We start from the raw sequence: 1,756 nt of genomic DNA, 5'->3' as shown, positions 1-1,756 counted from the left end.
ATTTATTTAACATGTTATTTCTCCTCTATGTTTACATATTTATTCTATGAAAGAGAAAATCTCCATGTTTATTGTAAAATAATTTAAGATTTTCTCATGTTATTTTTCACCATTGGACTTGTACCTCCTTTATTTTCTAAGGAAAAGTATACCATATTACGAATGAAATGACCGATTTATTTTAAAACACCCATCTTGTTAAAATAGACAAGGCGAATAAGATGGTAGATGTACAAATTCTAATACTTCGATTGGTATTGAGTTATTTAAATGATTAAGTGGGGAGCTTTTGGCGTTGTATAAAGAAAGAATGATGTAGATATTTATGAGGCATTTTCACTAGAAAGGAGCTAAAATCTTTGGATGTAGGAAAGGCAATGTGGTTAGCTCCATTTCAAATGAAATGTGGTAAATTACTTTTTCTTAGATTTTCTTGCATTAGGGAGTATGATGATTGTGGTTAAGACCATAAGCAATAAAAACATTCCTTTTACCATGATTTCCCCTCCATTCGTTTTCTTTATTTACGCAACACCTTTACGAAAAGTTTCAACATTCTGATTATAAGTAGTGTAATAACACAATTTATTTTGTTAATGAATATGGGTTATGTATTTCATTGATAAAAAGTTACGAAAAAGATGGTGAATTTTTCGATAAAAGCGCTATCTATTGTATGGATGATTGTATTGAGCAAGTATCGGTGTAAAGTTTTAGCTACACGTTACTTATCTGAAAATATGATTAATTTCAGTCAAAGGAATGAAGTAAAACATCAGAATTATCAATATAATGGGCTTACATGTTTCGGTGAAGATAATTAATATTTGGAGGACGATAGGGTGAGTAAAAATTTTATTATTTTTGGAGCTAGTCAAGGACTTGGTGATGCGTTTGTCAAAGGTGTGCCCACTAAAGGGGATCGTGTGTGGATTGTGTCACGAACACGACCAAATAGCTTGGATTTAAATGATGGTGTCAATCGCAAATGGCTCTCCATCGATTTATCGAATCAACAACAAATCACTTTTTTAAAAGAAAATTTGACAAGTATCCCTATTGATGCACTCATTTACAATGTTGGCGTCTGGGAGAAGCATGGTTTTCAAGACGGTTATACATTTGATAAAGATACAGCTGAGGATATTTCAAGCCTGATTCATATTAATTTGATTTCTACGATTACTTATATTCAGGCACTTTTGCCTAACTTAAGGCAAGCTAAAAATGGAAAAATTATATTAATTGGTTCAACAGCAGGCTTAGATCATACGAACAATGCACAAGTCTCCTTTGTCGCATCGAAATTTGCCTTACGTGGAATTACCAATGCTTTGCGCGAGCATTTAAGACAGGATGGAATCCCCGTAACATGTATAAATCCAGGCGAACTTGCTGCTGAAGTACCTTATGAAGAAGGGGCAGAAAAAGCACTACATTTATATGAAGGTACACGCATTCCTGTGCAAGATATTGTAGCCATTGTTCAATGTGTGCTAAATTTATCTCCTGCCGCATGTGTAAAGGAAATTAATATTCCTGCTATTACGGATTTGAATGCTTGATTGTTTAATGATTTGAACAAAATAATAGATGGAGTGAGTATAATGTAATGATTGCTGCTAGCCATAAATATGTTGATGAATAAGTTGTGAATGTTGGTACTAATTTGATGTAGTTGAAATAGGGTTTTACTACATACTTGAACCATTACATGGAGTAAAAAGAGATAGTGGAAATGAAAATAACTGCTGAT

General features: G+C 33.0%; 1 protein-coding gene. It reads left to right on the top strand.

Features of this window, described 5'->3' with window-relative positions:
• Positions 1-842: 842 nt before the first annotated feature.
• Positions 843-1,565: an SDR family oxidoreductase gene (locus C9J34_RS21325; RefSeq protein WP_107842167.1), complete on the top strand. Its 723-nt coding sequence runs from the start codon at positions 843-845 to the stop codon at positions 1,563-1,565.
• The last annotated feature ends 191 nt before the right edge of the window (positions 1,566-1,756 follow it).

Origin of the sequence: Metasolibacillus meyeri, assembly GCF_003049505.1 — a bacterium.
GTDB classification, from domain to species: Bacteria; Bacillota; Bacilli; order Bacillales_A; family Planococcaceae; genus Metasolibacillus; species Metasolibacillus meyeri.
The sequence above is the reverse complement of the archived record's forward strand: the minus strand, read 5'-3'. Positions and strand labels throughout refer to the sequence as shown.